Source organism: Vibrio taketomensis (assembly GCF_009938165.1).
Lineage (GTDB): Bacteria > Pseudomonadota > Gammaproteobacteria > Enterobacterales > Vibrionaceae > Vibrio > Vibrio taketomensis.
Window position 1 is genome coordinate 1,924,816 of record NZ_AP019649.1, and the last position, 16,576, is coordinate 1,941,391.

Annotated in this window: 15 protein-coding genes, 1 other RNA gene and 1 pseudogene; 8 read left to right on the top strand and 9 right to left on the bottom strand. The window is 44.0% G+C overall.

Annotation, left to right across the window (positions count from 1 at the left end):
* Window positions 1-373: 373 nt before the first annotated feature.
* Complete coding sequence (locus Vt282_RS08695; protein WP_162063152.1) at window positions 374-721, top strand: hypothetical protein; 348 nt, start codon at window positions 374-376, stop codon at window positions 719-721.
* A gap of 92 nt (window positions 722-813) precedes the next feature.
* A complete protein-coding gene (locus Vt282_RS08700) occupies window positions 814-1,113 on the top strand; it encodes a hypothetical protein (RefSeq protein WP_162063153.1) in 300 nt (99 codons plus the stop codon).
* Between the two features lie 927 nt (window positions 1,114-2,040).
* Here the strand turns inward: Vt282_RS08700 and ffs are convergent.
* From ffs to Vt282_RS08715, 3 genes are all read right to left on the bottom strand, one after another.
* Window positions 2,041-2,137, bottom strand: an RNA gene (gene ffs / locus Vt282_RS08705) — signal recognition particle sRNA small type.
* A 169-nt stretch (window positions 2,138-2,306) separates the two neighbouring features.
* The gene (locus tag Vt282_RS08710; protein ID WP_232055043.1) at window positions 2,307-4,313 is read right to left on the bottom strand and encodes a GGDEF domain-containing protein; all 2,007 of its coding nucleotides are present in this window, start codon (window positions 4,311-4,313) and stop codon (window positions 2,307-2,309) included.
* A 126-nt stretch (window positions 4,314-4,439) separates the two neighbouring features.
* The gene (locus Vt282_RS08715; RefSeq protein ID WP_162046054.1) at window positions 4,440-5,180 is read right to left on the bottom strand and encodes a VP0952 family biofilm-associated protein; all 741 of its coding nucleotides are present in this window, start codon (window positions 5,178-5,180) and stop codon (window positions 4,440-4,442) included.
* A gap of 109 nt (window positions 5,181-5,289) precedes the next feature.
* Here Vt282_RS08715 and Vt282_RS08720 point away from each other — a divergent pair, with 109 nt between their 5' ends.
* Window positions 5,290-5,592 (top strand): MGMT family protein, encoded by a 303-nt coding sequence (locus Vt282_RS08720; RefSeq protein ID WP_162046053.1) that lies wholly within the window; start codon window positions 5,290-5,292, stop codon window positions 5,590-5,592.
* Window positions 5,593-5,624: 32 nt separating this feature from the next.
* On the opposite strand, the gene Vt282_RS08725 is transcribed toward Vt282_RS08720, so the two are convergent.
* The gene (locus Vt282_RS08725) at window positions 5,625-6,071 is read right to left on the bottom strand and encodes a YbaY family lipoprotein (RefSeq protein ID WP_162063154.1); all 447 of its coding nucleotides are present in this window, start codon (window positions 6,069-6,071) and stop codon (window positions 5,625-5,627) included.
* 244 nt (window positions 6,072-6,315) lie between these two features.
* On the opposite strand from Vt282_RS08725, the gene tesB reads away from it, so the two are divergent.
* Complete coding sequence (gene tesB / locus Vt282_RS08730) at window positions 6,316-7,176, top strand: acyl-CoA thioesterase II (RefSeq protein ID WP_162046051.1); 861 nt, start codon at window positions 6,316-6,318, stop codon at window positions 7,174-7,176.
* A gap of 336 nt (window positions 7,177-7,512) precedes the next feature.
* Complete coding sequence (locus tag Vt282_RS08735; RefSeq protein WP_162046050.1) at window positions 7,513-8,577, top strand: PLP-dependent cysteine synthase family protein; 1,065 nt, start codon at window positions 7,513-7,515, stop codon at window positions 8,575-8,577.
* Window positions 8,578-8,629: 52 nt separating this feature from the next.
* Here the strand turns inward: Vt282_RS08735 and Vt282_RS08740 are convergent, their stop codons facing one another.
* A complete protein-coding gene (locus Vt282_RS08740) occupies window positions 8,630-8,947 on the bottom strand; it encodes a DUF1244 domain-containing protein (protein ID WP_162046049.1) in 318 nt (105 codons plus the stop codon).
* A 119-nt stretch (window positions 8,948-9,066) separates the two neighbouring features.
* Window positions 9,067-9,942, bottom strand: a complete 876-nt coding sequence (locus Vt282_RS08745; RefSeq protein WP_162046048.1) for a Tim44 domain-containing protein — start codon at window positions 9,940-9,942, stop codon at window positions 9,067-9,069.
* A 208-nt stretch (window positions 9,943-10,150) separates the two neighbouring features.
* Between Vt282_RS08745 and Vt282_RS08750 the strand changes: the two genes are divergently transcribed.
* The 3 genes and pseudogenes from Vt282_RS08750 (at window position 10,151) to Vt282_RS08760 (ending at window position 13,708) form a co-directional block, all read left to right on the top strand.
* Window positions 10,151-10,741, top strand: coding sequence for a TetR/AcrR family transcriptional regulator (locus Vt282_RS08750; protein ID WP_162063155.1), 591 nt, complete (start codon window positions 10,151-10,153; stop codon window positions 10,739-10,741).
* A 15-nt stretch (window positions 10,742-10,756) separates the two neighbouring features.
* A pseudogene (locus Vt282_RS08755) lies at window positions 10,757-12,629 on the top strand (MFS transporter).
* 155 nt (window positions 12,630-12,784) lie between these two features.
* Window positions 12,785-13,708 (top strand): YeiH family protein, encoded by a 924-nt coding sequence (locus Vt282_RS08760; RefSeq protein ID WP_162063156.1) that lies wholly within the window; start codon window positions 12,785-12,787, stop codon window positions 13,706-13,708.
* Between the two features lie 60 nt (window positions 13,709-13,768).
* Here the strand turns inward: Vt282_RS08760 and Vt282_RS19915 are convergent, their stop codons facing one another.
* From Vt282_RS19915 to menC, 3 genes are all read right to left on the bottom strand, one after another.
* The gene (locus Vt282_RS19915) at window positions 13,769-13,945 is read right to left on the bottom strand and encodes a hypothetical protein (protein WP_167515603.1); all 177 of its coding nucleotides are present in this window, start codon (window positions 13,943-13,945) and stop codon (window positions 13,769-13,771) included.
* A gap of 78 nt (window positions 13,946-14,023) precedes the next feature.
* Window positions 14,024-15,436 (bottom strand): o-succinylbenzoate--CoA ligase, encoded by a 1,413-nt coding sequence (gene menE, locus Vt282_RS08765; RefSeq protein ID WP_162063157.1) that lies wholly within the window; start codon window positions 15,434-15,436, stop codon window positions 14,024-14,026.
* Complete coding sequence (gene menC / locus Vt282_RS08770) at window positions 15,436-16,422, bottom strand: o-succinylbenzoate synthase (protein WP_162063158.1); 987 nt, start codon at window positions 16,420-16,422, stop codon at window positions 15,436-15,438. The genes menE and menC overlap by 1 nt, the downstream gene beginning before the upstream one ends.
* Window positions 16,423-16,576 lie beyond the last annotated feature (154 nt).

A 16,576-nucleotide genomic window follows, 5' to 3' on the forward strand; every position in this document is an offset into this window, starting at 1 on the left:
AGGATATATCGGCTATGTTCTCCTTGTTTATCAAACTTACTCACAACAAGCACTACATTCACCTGTTCCCAAAGACCTCAGCACCCCGCTAGGGATACAACACCTGATGATGGTTAGCTGATAAAATGGCAAATGGAGCAAGAAGTTACTGTGTGGATTCATGTGTTCAAATACCCAAAGACCACGACGAATTTCTTGCTTTTACAGGTTCATCAATAAGACAAACTATGCTAGCGAGAGCCTGTCAAAGAATACAATATTCAATCTCACCGATCCTAGCGGCAAGTTTGTCTCCGATGCCGAACACGTTCTCCTCGATCGCCGAGACGAAGAAGAACACTCTAATGCAATCAGTGACAAATTTGAACAACTTATGAAAGATAGGGTAAGCCTACTCATCCCTGACGACGCCCTTCCTTTCAACAAGGAAACTAGCGACTGTCGAATTGAGGTCAAATTTATACGTGCGCCATCGTGGGAACATGATTACAAAGCCCATGAGCTGATGGTTCACCCTGGTTATCTCTCGATATTTGAGGGCAGTAATAAGTCAAGGTCGCTTTTGGCACTGCATTATCACTACTACGCAGTGGTTACGTGTAAACATCTAGGTAAAATCGAACATAATTTTCTTTATGGACTTCACTCAATCACGCCTGAGCGAGTAACTCGAGATCTAATGACACCAAAACTTCGCCAACACCTTGATAGCGATTCCTAGATACAGACAACTGTATTATGGAGTCATTTGCTGACATATCCATGATGCAATCATTTGCTTATCAATGTTTTATACCACCTGCTATGAAAGCTATGCCGCCAATAAATAAGCGCACTAAGGCCAAATTAGCGATAAAATTGGGCATCAGAGAGACCTACAAAGAGTTTAACGATGCAATCAGAGGAGAACTAAACAGCTCAGTATCAACTACAACCTTTGATAAAGTGATGGAAAACAATTCGCACTTGGTGAAGAGCTTTGTCGAATCAACCTCGAACCTATTGTTATCATCTGGTATGTCCGATGATCTATCGGATGATATTGTATTCATTATGATGGATGGAATGGTTGGCGGCAGTGAACTAGAAGCTATTTGGAGCGCGGGTGATTAATGAAACTGAAACTAGCTTTCTTGACTGTAATGAGTACAGTCAGTTTCAACAGTTATGCAGACTCTTCAACGTTAAAGGATATTTACTCAACTCTAATCGGAGAGGTCGTACCATGGGCTGCCGATTACCTACCCTCCGTATGACTTGTTCCGAAAAGCGCGAGAATAAATACGGTACGGATAATGCCGTACGATAACCAGACACAGTTACAACTCACCCATATTGATGAAAATTGGATATCTTTTTGTTTCACAACGGAGCAAAATAAAATTTTCTAACAAACCAATGTACGTCAGCCAAGGACAATACCAACTTATCTTCTATAGAGAGGGTAAACTAGTCGGCAGCAGATATATAGATGTGCCTGAAGGCATAGCATTGTTCAAGAGAGAGGATCTTTACTTTTTAGGCATTTGATGCGCCCGAAAATGATAATTGTAAGAATCTAATTTTAAGGGCGCTGCGTCTTAACCTGATGATTGGTTTCATGAGATCTCACCGTTGGTAGACCGATTCAAGCATCTTGGTGTGGCAAAAATCAGTGCGACAGTGCGTTGGTATTTCATCAATATGCTGTTAAACCAACACTTTCATTAACGTCGCTATCACCGCGTGTAGCGGACTCACATAGTTAAACGACGCTCTACTATTGTTTTGCATGAGGGTGGCGAGCTAATACTTTTGGTTGCATAACTCGCCTATTTTTCCATTCATGAGGTACTCGACCACGTAATCGTTGTTCTCGCTTGCCTTCATGCAAATCATTTCCGCTATCTCTTGTGTTTCAATTGAGATATCGAACATATTGAGAAAGTCGTCTTTCTTCATTGGCAAAAATGTGGGCAATGCCGAAACATAAAAGAGAAGCAAAAATAAAACTGCAGATAGCAAAAAGCCGCTCATTGAGCGGCTTTTCTAAATTGGGTGGAGACCCAGCCACATCCCGGCACACAAGTCACTCGCTGCGGCTGCTTCCTTCCGGACCTGACCGAGTTCACGAGCTATTGTTGCGGGAGGACCAGGCCTCCATAGTTCATCTCTGTTTCCAGAGAGTGAGGGGATTATCTGGTATCACTGCAGCCATTGCAAGCCCAACACACAATAAAAATGTTCTTTTTGAATCAAACGCCTATCAAATAGACAGACCTGCTATTTATTCGTTTAAAAATCAGTCAGATTTATGCACTGCGCTACTAGCTCACGCCCAGATCAGCTTGTTGTTCGTTCTGTGCAAAACGCGATTCAATCAGCCGCGCTTTACGTTTGTTGGCATACATCGAAAGATCGGCCTCATGCATTACATTTTCTAACGACATGACATCACGACGAGGTTTAGATACGCCAAATGCCACACTTATCTCTAACTCAACGCCATTCGCAGATGACCTAAACTTTATCTTTTGTAGATTCAAGAGCGCATGACTGAGTTCGACAGCGCTCACTGTCCCTACCAAAATAAATTCATCGCCACCAATTCGATAACTCTGCCCTTTCCAATAACGCATAATGTAATGCGCTAACTCTTTCAGTACTTGATCTCCAACCTCATGACCATAGGTGTCATTAATTGGTTTAAACTTGTTCACATCCAAATAAACCAAGGTCTGATCGGGCTGCACACCTTTGTTATATCGACGGGTCAAGGATCTTCGATTTTTCAACCGAGTCAAATTATCGGTATTCGATTGATGGTTGAAGTAGAGACTTAAGAGCAAAGAAGCAATCAAAATCAAAATGATCACCGACAACGTCAGCCTTGCCAAACGCTTCTCACTCAGTAGCGTCGCTTTCCAATCAGGCATGATGTTATATTGGCCGACAATCTTCTCCACATTCAACATCGTAATTGCCTGTGAGAACAACTCTGCGAGTATTTGCCCCTGCGGGGTTTTAGCAAAGCCTATCGCCACATCGGTCGAATAGAAATCTCGAATTAATGAATCTTCCTCAAGCGGCAAAATCTCTTTGGATTCACGTAACACTTTATTAAAGCTTGAACGATTGATTATGATGTAATCGATTTCATTGCTCAGCAGAGCGTTGATGCGTTCTTCGTCATTAGAGAAGGTATGTAGATCTTTTTGAGGCAATAAGTCGAGCAACAATTCATGATAAATATCATTCGTCACGACGCCGATACGTTCAATAATCAGCTCCGACACATTGCTATACACACCATTCTTGTAGCCTTCACGCTTAACAATAATTGCATTGGATACAAAATACGGTTTGCTGAAATAGGTGACTTCCTTACGAGTCTCAGATATTGCGATCGGTGAAATTACATCAACTTTTTGCGCAAGGAAGTCATCGTACATTGTCTCCCACGCTTCACCAGGTTGACTCATCAATTGGCAGTTAAATTGCAATATTTCACACGCAGAAAATAACACCTCAGGAGTAATTCCTACCAACTTTCCGTCGTCTTGATAGTAAGCATACTGACCTATGGACTCGATTTTGACTTTGAGCGGTCTGGAGCGATCCACACCGAGCTTTGTCGCAAGATTTCTTAACGCTTCTTGGCGCAAATCAAATTGATATTGTGTGATGTTTTCTCGCAATGCTTTTTGAACTTGAGCACTATGCACCAAAGCTTCAAATTCCTCGAGTCGAGCGAGATGCTTACCTTTTGTCGCAATAAGTGACACAGGTTTGATAGAGATTTGATGATTGAGCAGTTGCGCATCATAGCCGGCAAGCAAAAGAGGCTTTAACTGGTTAATTGCATCCACAATCCCTTCAATTTGGTTTTGCTTAAATAGCCTGAGCGCAACATCTTGCCCATCGTATTCAACCTGAGTGATGTGCGGGTAGTTTTTAGCGATCAACTCACCATAGATGGTGCCTTTGGGCACACCAATACTACCGAGCTGCTCTAACTTCTTACCACCACGAGTAAACAAATACGTGTATTCAATATTGGTCGGACTTGAGAAATCGAAGCGTTTAGACCGTTCTTCGGTAAAGGTAACATTGGCAGCAAAATCGACTTCACCAGTTTCAACCGCGGTTAGTATGTCATTAAAACTGGGATAGTAAACGTAGTCGGTAGATAGATGAAAATGCTCTGAGATCGCGCTAAATAAGGTGTGAGTAACAATATCATCAGCTTCCATGCCCACTCGAATACGCGTATCAGCAAAAGTAGAAGATACGGTAAAAGAAAGCATGAAAAGTAAGGCGATAAATCGTTGCACTTGTGACCTGATTTAATTGATTAACTCTCTGGCGCGCATTCACATCATTTTTTTGACTGTGAACATCACGCAAGAGTGAACAAAGATTGGTCAATTATGCCACATTTTGCACATATACTGCACTCATTATGTCTCTTCGTTGTATTCGAAGTTTTGCAGTATGTAGTCCGATACCCAAGCTGTCGCGAGAAAACATAACCACACAACAAAGACTGGATTAGGCACATCAATATTAGGGCTGATTACCAATGCAGAAAATCCTACTGTAGGTAAAGACCAGCACATAAGGCTGCCCCAGTTAAAATCTTTGACTCTTAGCAAGCTCTCTAACATCGACATAATACCGACCAAAGTCAGCGCAAATAAAATGCCATAGACTGACTGAGCTAGCCACATCGGTATTAACAAGGCGAGAGACCACCATCGGTGAACGGGTTGTGGCTTCCAATGGCTCGTCGACCACCAGATCATGATCACCGAAACAGTCTGACAAATAGTCATGGCAGCACTACCACCGAGATTACCCGCCGATTGAGTAGCAATAATACCTACCTGCAACGTCACCACAATGAGTGACGCGATAAAGACCACCACTAGGTTAGAACGTTTTGAAAACACCACCATCAGCAAAGGAAACAGAATCCAAATACTGACCGAAAGCGCGACATGTTGATGAGCTAAAGTCATCCCATAAATGAAAACAGATATGAAGAATACCGCATAGGCAAAACTGCGTTGTTGGACTAACCAAATCGCGGGGATCAACACTGCAATAAGTGGTATATCGCCTTCGCTCAATCCAAGCGCCCGTGCACCAACAACTGCCAAAAGCAGTGCGGCAAAAAATTGACAAGTTGCAAACAGCATCCCAACTCCTTATTCCTTCCTGGAATTTGCAAAATCGGATATTGATTTCAATTGCATTCATTGCAAAATAGTCGTCAGCAGACTCATAAAACCAATATTGTCACTAAGTATGGATCAATTTTTAGCGCAAATCTTTGCCGTAATTCAACAAATTCCGTTTGGAAAAGTTACAAGTTACGGTGAGGTTGCCAAAATGGCAGGGTATCCCGGCTACGCGCGTCATGTGGGTAAAGCCTTGGGCAATCTCCCAGAAGGTTCAAAATTACCATGGCATCGCGTGGTCAATAGCCAAGGCCAAATTTCGTTGAAAGGGGCCGATTTGCAGCGTCAAAGAAAGCGTTTATTAGATGAAGACATCGAATGTAACGTGAATGGTAGAATCAACCTCAGAAAATACAAATGGCAGCCATAACGCTGCCATTATCTATCCCATAATCAGGCTAATTAACGTACGCCAACCAGCATCAAATTAAGGTTTTTGGTTTGCTCAACGTCAGTAATCACTGGGTAAATTGTATCTGTGATAAAGCGTAATTTACCGTTCACTTCAATACGTGCGCTTACTGAGTAAGTGTGGCCAGGTTGAATCTCATCACCATCATAATTCAAAGAGAAAGCAAACGGAACTTGCGCACCTTTGGTTTCCATCACTTGCTCTGCTAGTACCTTAGCAGGCGCATCAGCCAGTGAGATATCTTGCAATCTTACTGTGACAATCGCATTGTCAGGTAGCATGATACGCTCACGGTAAGCAACCGTACCTGTTACTGCATGATTCATTTCTGCTTGCACCACTTGCTCCTTAGAAGTAGAAGCTGTTGGCTCGTTTTGACAACCCACTAATACCGCCCCAAATACCACCGACGTCAATAACATCAATGCCTTTTTCATAATGCCTCTCTATGAGAATTAAATATATGAGAATAAAAAACGCTGTACCGATAAATTATAGACTTGGAAAAACACAGTGTCATGAGCAATCGTTCACTATTGACCGAGTTTTGACTAAGTTTAAAAGCGACTTCAATATGCTTAGGGCAACATGAGATCTTCGGTGTAAGTTTTGTAACCGATTGATCTAAAATCAAAGTGAATTCTGTAGAATAATCACATCTTAGTATTTGGATAGAATGTAATGAGTAAACCATTAGAAGAGCTGCTGGATTTATTGCAGTTAGAAAAGCTTGAAGAAGGCCTATTTCGTGGTCAAAGTGAAAACCTTGGCCTACCACAAGTCTACGGTGGACAAGTGATCGGCCAAGCATTGTCTGCTGCGCGTTACACGGTTGATCCAGAGCGTACCGTCCACTCATTCCATAGTTATTTCCTCTACCCTGGCGATCCAGAAAAACCGATCATTTACGATGTAGAAAACTTGCGTGACGGCCGTAGTTTTAGCACTCGTCGTGTAAAAGCGATTCAAAATGGTCGCCCTATTTTCTATCTCACCGCGTCTTACCACGGTGATGCGCCAGGATTTGAGCACCAAAACAGTATGCCAACGATTCCTGGGCCAGAAAACTATGCTTCTGAGTCAGAACTTGCATCTAAAATCGCACAATTCCTGCCAGAAAAAATCCAGAAAATCTTCTGTGGTGAAAAACCAATTGAGATGCGTCCGGTAACCGTGATCAACCCGCTCAAACCAGAAAAAGCGGAACCAAAGCAATATCTTTGGATCAAAGCTAATGGTGAAATGCCAGATAACCAACTGATTCACCAATACATCCTTGCCTATGCGTCAGATTGGGGCTTCTTAACGACTGCTTTGCATCCACATGGTGTTTCTCTGTTTACGCCAAAACTACAAGTCGCCACCATTGACCACTCCATTTGGTTCCATCGTCCATTCAAAATGGACGAATGGCTGCTTTATGTAATCGAAAGCCCAACAGCAAGTAACACGCGAGGTCTCGTACGAGGTGAGATTTACAACCGCCAAGGTGATCTAGTCGCAACAGCAGTGCAAGAAGGCGTCATGCGCTTTACTGACTAAATAGAGTGAAGGGATGACAGGCAAACCAAGTACTGATTCATCCCTTCTCAATCAGCAGCATTATTACACACTACAAACCCCACCATTCTTTCTCCTGAGAAATGAAAATATAGAAAATGTTTCTACAAAACAGACCAATCACAGCAAACAAAGCAAACCATTTCTCCTCATTTATAGTTAAATTATTACTCTAATTAAACAACTTAAAAATATCGGTTCTATTGCACTATTACTTATATTGCGGTGCATCCAGAACAAGAACCAAGCTTAGAAAAAGCAACGAGCTCTGAATAACAACTTCTAAGCTGATTGACTAAAAATTCGAGGAGAACGTATATGAGTCATCTACGCGAGTGGACCAATAACGCAGTACGAAAAATTGAAGCTGATTATCGACGTTCAGCCGATACTCATCTAATCAAACTCGACTTACCTTGCATTAGTGGTATTGACCTATACCTAAAAGATGAGAGTACCCATCCGACTGGCTCACTCAAACATCGACTGGCTCGTTCATTGTTTCTCTATGCACTCAGCAATGGTTGGGTTGGTCCAAAAACGACGATTATCGAGTCATCCTCTGGCAGTACTGCTGTGTCTGAAGCGTATTTTGCTCGATTACTTGGGTTGCCCTTTATTGCCGTTGTGCCCCAAAACACAGCTAAAAAGAAAATTGAGCAAATCGAATTTTACGGTGGTAAGGCACATTTTGTTGAACGATCTGACCAAATTTATGCAGAATCACGCCGTTTAGCCAAAGAGCTCGATGGACACTACATGGATCAATTTACTTATGCCGAGCGAGCAACCGACTGGCGTGGTAACAATAATATTGCCGATTCAATTTTCAATCAGATGACGCTCGAGGCGCACCCTATTCCTAAATGGATTGTGATGAGCCCAGGCACAGGCGGTACCTCTGCAACCATTGGCCGATTTCTCCGTTATCAACAACACCCAACCAAGTTATGTGTGGTTGACCCTGACAATTCTGTATTCTTTGATTATTACCATAGTGGTAATACCGAACTCACTTCCGCAGTTGGTAGTAAAATAGAAGGGATTGGGCGTCCGCGCGTTGAGCCAAGTTTTATCGCCGGTGTCGTCGATGAAATGCGTAAAATTCCCGATGCGGCTTCGGTTGCAACGGCACATTGGCTTGAACAAAAGCTCGGTAGAAAGGTTGGTGCATCAACAGGGACAAACGTGTTTGGCGCTCTACAACTCGCCTGTGAAATGAAGAGAAAAGGCGAAATTGGCTCAATCGTTACCCTACTTTGCGACAGTGGTGAACGCTACTTAGATACTTATTACAACCCTGATTGGGTAACGAATCATATTGGCGATCTCACACCCTATCAAACAAAACTGAGTGAGTTTGAAACATTAGGCTGCTTGTAAAACTGAAAATGGGCATCACTTGATGCCCATTTCTTTAATCTGCTTTCGTCACTTACTTCTTCTGACGAGCTTCAAATGCAGCTAGTTGTTCAGCGGTCGCTTCTGGCTGATGGTTTTGCTTCCACTCATCATACGTCATGCCATAAACTCGCTCGCGAGCATCATCAATATCTAACGCTAAACCTTGGTTTTCCGCTTCTGCTTTATACCATTTGCTAAAGCAATTGCGACAAAAGCCCGCCAAAATCATCAGATCAATATTTTGTACGTCTTTATTTTCATCAAGGTGTGAAAGCAGTTTACGAAAGACTGCCGCGTCCAACTGATCTTGCTGTTGTTGTGATAACTGTTTGTACTTAAATTGAGCCATCTTACTTTCCTTTATTTGTTGTTATCAATTTCCTTTCCGATTATACACTCAGTGTGTAAAGAATAAAAAAACGCCCGAGAGTGACCCGGGCGTTCTATCTATTCATTTGCTATCGAGGCTTAGCCTTGAATACCAACAATCAACCATGGTGCGTTTGCTACCGTTAGGTCACGTTCTAGGTGCCAGATATCTTCAATGTTCTCTTCAATACCTTCCACAGCATCGCGGTAACGGCCACTGAACTGTAGGCTCAACTGCGCTTTTTGCGCGTCGTAATCAGCACGAACGATTTCAGCGTCAACATACATCACGTCAGTATGTTGTTCACCATCAAGCTTAGCACGCTCTTCTTTAAGATCCGCGTACAAACTTGGTGATACGTATTCTTCAATCGTTTCCAATTGGTTGTGGTTCCACGCGCCTTGTAAAATACGGTAGTGCTCACGAGCGCCGTTAACAAATGCTGCTTGGTCAAAACCAGGAGGGAAATTATGTGGTACGTCGGTTTGCGCGCCGAAACCACCAAAGCCACCTTGGTTTACGTTTTGTGGTTGCTCAAAGTTTTGAACATTAGGCTGTTCAAATTTAGGTGTAGAACCGCTGTAAGCGTGTTGTTGACGCTGCTGATTCATACTACCCTGCTTAGCGCCAAGCATGCCACGCATCAGTTTAAAGATCACAAATGCAATCAGACCCATGATCAAGATATCCATAAACTGGATACCTTCAAATGCACCGCCAAAGAAGGCTGCAAGTAAACCACCAGCCAACAAGCCACCTAAAATACCACCCATCAAGCCTTTCTTGCTTGAAGACTGTTTAGTCGTTTGCTCTTTGCCAATGGTGTTCGTGTTTTGTTGTTGCTGCTTTGGTGCTGGCGCGGTCTTAAAGCTCTTACCAAAAGACTTACCACCACCGAACTTTTTAGCTTCAGCTACGGGCGTAATAGCCACTGAGACCATCAGCAACGCCACGAGAGAAAAAAGTCGTTTCATGTGTTTCCTTTAGGGTACCGGACTGAGTATTTTACCCACTCGCATTAGTATTATTAGGATCTTAATCTTAGCTTGATAGGCCCAATAAAGATAGATTCGACAGCTGATTACATGTATCAGAATATTGCAAATTTGCGAGGGTGTTTAGTTGACGCTCAATTAAGCACCCAATAAAATATTGAACAACGTTCATTTTTAACTTTTCACTATGGCTCGTCGAAACGATCACACTCGAGAACAACTCGTCATCATGACGCTAAACGCGGTTAAGGAATTCCTCAACCATAGTTCCTACCACGAGCTAAGTTTGCGCAAAATCGCACAAATGATTGGTTATGTTCCAAGCACTCTAGTCAACGTATTTGGCAACTATAATCTATTGCTGTTACATGCTGTCGCGCAAACCACAGATGAACTAGCGTTAGAAGCCAAAGAAAAAATCACCCAAAGCCAAGATTACACCCAAGCGCTGTACGAACTTGCTTATTGTTATCATGATTTTGCTAAGCGTCATCCACACCGCTGGCAACTAGTGTTTGAACACAATATGAACGGTGAGCCACTTCCTGAATGGCAAGATTCGCGCATCAACAACATGACGGGTATGCTTGAGGATCTGCTGAAACAGTTAGCACCTTCACGCAGTGAACAAGAAGTCGTGCAAGCTAGTCGCGTATTATGGGCAGGTGTACACGGTATTACGTTATTGAGCGTTGACGATAAATTTTTTGCCGCAGAGCCGATTGATGGTAAAGAGCTCATTGAGAATCTACTGTCTAACTACTTAAAGAACTGGTAAAGCAAAGGAAAGCGAATGCCCCATAACCATCAAGCGTCATTGTTGCGTCAGCGACGCTTTCTGCCATATTTTGTCACGCAGTTCTTTGGGGCATTTAACGACAACATCTTTAAAAATGTTTTGTTGCTGTTTGTTGCCTTTGCTGGCGCGGGTAGTCTTCCTATCTCGAGCAACCTGTTTATCAACCTCGCCGCTGGCTTATTTATTCTGCCGTTTTTCTTGTTCTCTGCGTCTGCAGGGGTGCTCGCCGATAAATACGAAAAATCTTGGTTTATCCGCAGGGTAAAACTGGCCGAAATTGCCATCATGACGTTAGGGGCTATTGGGTTTATCACCCAAAGCTATTTGATTCTTCTGTTATTGCTATTTTAATGGGGACCCAATCGGCGTTTTTGGCCCGGTAAAATACGCCCTACTCCCGCAACAGCTCAAATCAAATGAACTGGTTCCGGGCAATGCTTTGGTTGAAACAGGCACCTTTCTCGCCATTCTAATAGGGACTCTGGGCGCCGGCGTGATCGCCTCCGCTGAAAATGCAAACTACGTCGCTGCAGCGTGCGTGGTGATATTCGCCCTGTTTGGTTATCTTGCGAGCCGTTATATTCCCGAGGCTCCTGCCTCAGCACCCAATCTGAGCTTTCGTTGGCAGCCGATTAAACATACTAAACGCACCCTCGCGATTGCCAAATCTGACCGCGTGGTTTTCCAATCGATCATGGCCATCAGTTGGTTTTGGTTCCTTGGTGCAACCTATCTTACTCAATTTCCTAACTTTACGAAGGTGCACCTAAACGGCAATGAAAGTGCGGTGTCGTTTTTGCTCGCACTATTTTCTGTTGGCATTGCGATCGGTTCGCTAACCTGTGACAAGCTCTCCAATCATCGCATTGAAGTCGGTATCGTGCCTTTAGGCAGTTTTGGCATCACCCTTTTTGGTTGGTTAATGGCAAGTTCAATACCCAATGATTTGCCTCAGTTTGCCAGCTTTAGCCAATTCATCAGTCACCAAGAACTTTGGCCAGTGTTTGCTTATTTGCTAATGCTTGGCGCTTCCGGCGGCGTATTTATTGTTCCACTGTATGCGTTGATGCAACAGAGAGCCAAAGAGACCGAGCGAGCTCAAGTGGTCGCGGCCCTTAATATCTACAACTCAATGTTTATGGTTGGCAGCGCAATTTTAGGTATTGTGTGCTTAACCCTGCTAGAACTCTCCATTTTGCAGTTGTTCTTGTTGCTGGCCACACTGAATTTTTTAGTGGCATGCTATCTATTTTTCCAAGTACCAATCTTTGTGGTCCGCTTTTTGGTGTGGGTAATCACTCACACTATCTACCGCGTCAAACATAAGAATCTACACCATCTGCCAAGCCAAGGAGGCACGCTGATCGTCTGCAACCATGTTAGTTATATGGATGCCCTACTGCTCAGTGCTGTTTGCCCGAGACTGATTCGTTTTGTGATGGAAGAAGACTACGCCAACTTACCGCCGCTCAAACGTTTTCTACATCGCGCTGGGGTGATTCCTATTTCCGCCACACGCAAAGGCAGCATTCGCCAAGCCTTTAATGAAGTAGAAAAAGCACTCAGCGAAGGTCATTTGGTGTGTATTTTCCCTGAAGGCCGCTTAACCCATGACGGTGAAATGAACGAATTTATGCGTGGTATGGACATTATTCTGCGCCGCAGCCCAGTTCCAGTGATTCCGATGGCACTAAAAGGGATGTGGGGCAGCTACTTTAGCCGCTACAAAGGCCGCGCATTTAAAGGGCTACCGACTCGATTCTGGGCGAAATTAGAAATAGAAGCTGGCGATCCTGTGCAACCAGACCAAGCCACAACTCAATTGATGTGGCAAAAAGTCGCTGAGCTACGTGGTGATTGGCGCTAATCAATCACAGCACCGATAAGTCACTGTTTGGTTGTTCAGTTTTTCTTAACATCTGTTCAAAACAATCAGACTTACTAATCGAATGCGGTTAATTAGAATAACGTTCCCTATGCCTACTTACTTTTTGAGTAGGCACATTATACGAGTACCTTTTAATGAACCTTTTTCCTCGTGCTATCCCATTCTTTGTGGCGCTAATTGCTTGTTTAACACCTTGGGTATCCTCGCCAACCGCATTAGTGATCGGCTTTTTGCTCGCATCTTTAGGACTGGTACCAACCCAGTTTAATCTGACTAAAATTACTAAAAAACTGCTCGCCTATTCGATTGTTGGGCTTGGCTTTGGTATTCATTTCCAAGAGGCACTGGCCGTAACCAGTAACGGTATTGGCATCATTATTACCACGATTATCGGCACCTTGGTGATCGGTTGGGGTTTAACTAAAGTCTTTAAGCTCGAGCAAAAACTCGGCTATTTGATTTCTGCGGGCACGGCGATATGCGGAGGCAGCGCAATTGCAGCAGTAGCACCAGCGATCAAAGCCAAAGACGAAGATATTGGTTTGGCACTGGCCACCGTTTTTGTACTTAACTCACTGGCGTTGTTTATTTTCCCTGTTATTGGCCATGCCCTTTCATTAGATCAACATACCTTTGGTACATGGGCAGCAATTGCCATTCATGATACTTCATCTGTTGTTGGTGCAGCGTCGGCATACGGTGAGGAAGCACTAACTACTGCAACCACTCTTAAGCTTGCTCGCGCTCTGTGGATCATTCCAGTGGCCTTTATCAGTGCGTTTATTTTCCGTAATGACTCTAAGAAAGTGACCATTCCTTACTTCATCATTTTCTATTGTGTGGCCATTGGCGTGAGCGATTTACTACCACAATTTGAAGCGGTTTACAGCTCGATTTTCGCCTTGGCAAAACGCTGTTTGGTGGTGTGTCTATTCTTGATTGGTTGTGGTATTTCAATTGAAAAACTCAAAGCAGCAGGCGCAAAACCTATGCTGTTTGGTATTAGCCTATGGGTATTGATTTCCACCAGTTCATTGGCGTGGCTGACGTTAGGCTGATAAGAGTTGAGAGTCGATATTGTAGAATTTAAGCGTTGAGAACTTAACCATTGAGGCAGATTAGAGATCTTCTGCCTCAATCACAACTTTACTATTGCGTTTTTGCTTGCGGTACATCACGACTAAACTCAGCACGCTAACAAAAGCAAACAACTCAGCTAACGCACGATACAAGCCTTGAGTTTGAGTAGCGATAACTATCCACAGTACTGTCACTAACACCAATATCCACTTCATTTCAATATATCCATATAACCTCAAACACGGTTTTATTATGAGTGAGTGTTATATGGATGGAAATTCAGTTTCGCTCTATCAAATAACTGTATAGTTGGAGTGTGCCGTTACCCATTGTTTTAACTCGCGACGCGAGATTTTGATCCCACCGGAAAGCAGCTCTGCTGGCATCTCTAAATAGTCATCAGGATTTTTAAAGCGCTCTAAGCGGGGATCTAACCATGCGGGTAAATCCAGTGATTCGATCGGCTGTTCACTGACAACAAACGCAATCGGTCGAGCACCATACTGAGCGTTTTCTACAGCAATCACCATCGATTGCTGCACCTCGGGATGCGCATTGATTGCTTGTTCAATCTCTTCACAGTGAATATTTTCACCGCCCGAGATAAACAAATTATCAGCACGTCCTTGAATCACGAGCTCGCCATTATCTAGCCAGTAACCGAGATCTTTGGTAGCAAACCAACCTTGCTCATCAAGGAGTGGCGTCAGGTCGCCTTGAGTGTAATAACCGCTAGCCAGTGTCTCACCACCGACATAAATGTGACCATCACGCACCTCAAGAGCGCGATTAGCCAACACTTTACCTGCGCTATACTCGCCATCAATTTGCTTCGCAGTCACCGTTGAAGCGGCTTCCGTCATACCATAACCCAGCCAGGTTTCTATACCGCGTTGTGCGGCTTGCTGACTTAACGACAGGGCAACATGACTGCCACCCAGTAACACATGGCTGAGACTCAAAGCTTGCGGGCTGGCAAGTAAACGGCTCAGTTGTGTCGCCACCAGCGATGCGTGAGTAACCCCTGCGATATCTTGCAGTAAATCCCCGCCACCGACTTTAAGCTGCGCTCCGACACTAAGCCAACGGTAGATAATCGCTAAACCTGACACATGGTACATAGGCAAGCTGAGTAGCCATGTATCTTGCTGAGTAAATGCAAAACCTTGCAACAGGCCATTGGCCGATGCCAAATGCTGCTGGTTGGTATGCGCCACCGCTTTGGGTAAGCCAGTAGATCCCGACGTGAAAATGATAGAGGCGAGTTGCTCAGACTGATAAACGCTAACCTCAAATTCCGATGGAGATGGCAAACTCTCAAATTTGAGCGGCACTACGCCATTTGGGATATGGTTTAAATCGAGCGATTCAGCACTCCAACACCATACCGTGTCCTCGTTGCGATAAAGTGTCGCTAGCTTGTGCTCTAAACTTTGTTGAGGTTGTGGCATTGTGATGGCACAAATTGCCCCTAGCTCAAGACAGGCGAGATAAATCAACACCAATTCAGCGCTGTTTTTGCCCACGCAAGTCACCACTTCTTGCGTTTTCACTCCTTGTTGCTGCATGGCATAGGCATATCTTTGAACCTCACGTTCAAGCTCATACCATGTATAGCGCTTGTTGTGCGTCTGCAATGCGAAACAATCTGGGCTCATTTGAGCCCAGTGTTTTAGAGGTGATTGATGCACCGACGATAAAGCCATTACGCTTGCCAAATCAGCGCTTGATCGGACAATCTGCTCAGCGGCAAATCGACATCTGGCCAAGGCGTTTCTAGTTGTTTGGCGAACAAACCAATGGTGTCTAACCCTGGCACTTCGTCAGGCAGTTGCCATTTGGCAAAGCGAGCTAATTGCGTCAAACCTAAACTCGATTCAATGCTTGAGCTAATCACGGCTTTAATGCCCAACGCTTTAGCGCGAGTGATCAAATCAATACACAGTTGCACCGAACCAATCAGTGTTGGCTTGATAATAATGGTTTTCACACCATTGAAGTCATCAAGCTGAAAATCCGGTTTGCGTACTGCATGTTGTAGCGTCTCATCCCACGCAATGGCAATACCCGTACCAATCGCAAATGAGAAACTGTCGCCCGGAAGTTGGCAAGGTTCTTCGATAAATTCAATACGCTGACGGAATGACGGCGTAATGTAGCTAGCAAATTTCAGCGCTTTTTCTTTAGTCCATGCTCGGTTTGCATCTAAACGTAGATTCAAATCTGGAATGGATTCCAAAAACAAGTTAGCAACCATGCCATCGCGAATCGGCTCGTACAGACCCACTTTAATTTTGGCTACTTTCTTACCTTCCATTGCCATCAGTTTTGGTAGCAATTCATCTGGGTCACCACTGCACAAAGGTGCTGAGCGGTAAATACCCTGAATAGGTAAGCCATCTTCCATTTCAAGCAGTGCCATCGATAAGCCAAATGCGACTGATGGACACAATTCTGAATAATCAATCTCAGCGCCGCGTTGCCACATAGCGAGTTGTTCGATCAATTGGGTGTATGCCTCATCCAACGTTTCGGTACTGAAACCCGGTAATGGTGCAATCTCACCGCGACCTAAACGACCATCTTCACCAAGCTCGACGACAAACCCTTCACGTTCTTTTAAGCGGTTATCGCGCAGGATCACGCCACTGTCCATCGGTAAGGCGTAGCGATACAGTTTGGCAGTTCTCATACCAATCTTTCCCTTGTTCTCTTTTTTATTGTTATAACTTGCTGATGCAACATTGAAGTAGCACTTAATAAGTCAGAGTCATTGTCGCTAGAAGAAGACGTGCAATTTACCAGCGTAAATGAGCATCTTCGACAACGCTAGAATGGCTCTGACA

Excerpts from the sequence above, each read along its gene's own strand:
- Vt282_RS08735 (WP_162046050.1), top strand. The coding sequence starts at position 7,513 with ATGAGTCATCTACGCGAGTGGACCAATAACGCAGTACGAAAAATTGAA.
- menC (WP_162063158.1), bottom strand. The coding sequence starts at position 16,422 with ATGAGAACTGCCAAACTGTATCGCTACGCCTTACCGATGGACAGTGGC.
- Vt282_RS08715 (WP_162046054.1), bottom strand. The coding sequence starts at position 5,180 with ATGCTGTTTGCAACTTGTCAATTTTTTGCCGCACTGCTTTTGGCAGTT.
- Vt282_RS08740 (WP_162046049.1), bottom strand. The coding sequence starts at position 8,947 with ATGGCTCAATTTAAGTACAAACAGTTATCACAACAACAGCAAGATCAG.
- Vt282_RS08700 (WP_162063153.1), top strand. The coding sequence starts at position 814 with ATGCCGCCAATAAATAAGCGCACTAAGGCCAAATTAGCGATAAAATTG.
- Vt282_RS08750 (WP_162063155.1), top strand. The coding sequence starts at position 10,151 with ATGGCTCGTCGAAACGATCACACTCGAGAACAACTCGTCATCATGACG.
- tesB (WP_162046051.1), top strand. The coding sequence starts at position 6,316 with ATGAGTAAACCATTAGAAGAGCTGCTGGATTTATTGCAGTTAGAAAAG.
- Vt282_RS08720 (WP_162046053.1), top strand. The coding sequence starts at position 5,290 with ATGGATCAATTTTTAGCGCAAATCTTTGCCGTAATTCAACAAATTCCG.
- Vt282_RS08745 (WP_162046048.1), bottom strand. The coding sequence starts at position 9,942 with ATGAAACGACTTTTTTCTCTCGTGGCGTTGCTGATGGTCTCAGTGGCT.
- Vt282_RS08695 (WP_162063152.1), top strand. The coding sequence starts at position 374 with ATGAAAGATAGGGTAAGCCTACTCATCCCTGACGACGCCCTTCCTTTC.
- menE (WP_162063157.1), bottom strand. The coding sequence starts at position 15,436 with ATGGCTTTATCGTCGGTGCATCAATCACCTCTAAAACACTGGGCTCAA.
- Vt282_RS08760 (WP_162063156.1), top strand. The coding sequence starts at position 12,785 with ATGAACCTTTTTCCTCGTGCTATCCCATTCTTTGTGGCGCTAATTGCT.
- Vt282_RS19915 (WP_167515603.1), bottom strand. The coding sequence starts at position 13,945 with ATGAAGTGGATATTGGTGTTAGTGACAGTACTGTGGATAGTTATCGCT.
- Vt282_RS08725 (WP_162063154.1), bottom strand. The coding sequence starts at position 6,071 with ATGAAAAAGGCATTGATGTTATTGACGTCGGTGGTATTTGGGGCGGTA.